1 protein-coding gene is annotated in these 229 nt (G+C 40.2%); it reads right to left on the bottom strand.

Annotation, left to right across the window (positions count from 1 at the left end):
- Positions 1 to 229, bottom strand: a 229-nt coding sequence (locus tag AOA60_RS00085) for a YitT family protein (protein WP_143522295.1), incomplete at both ends; no start/stop codon positions are given.

A 229-nucleotide genomic window follows, 5' to 3' on the forward strand; every position in this document is an offset into this window, starting at 1 on the left:
ATGCGATACTCGTTACTATATTTGCGTATAGGGTTCTAACCACTAATTTCTTCCCCATATATTTTGCTGCAAATATTAATGTAGGAATGTTTAGAACTAGAAAAACAGCCCATATCGGGAAATTCCAGACTGCATTCGACATGATTGCGATTGCAGTACCCCCACCATCTACTAACTCGTTAGGGGCAAGAATTAATTCTAGACCTGCCGCAACGATAATGGAACCAAC

It is taken from the genome of Pseudomonas sp. 2822-17 (assembly GCF_002742485.1).
GTDB classification, from domain to species: Bacteria; Pseudomonadota; Gammaproteobacteria; order Pseudomonadales; family Pseudomonadaceae; genus Aquipseudomonas; species Aquipseudomonas cyclaminis.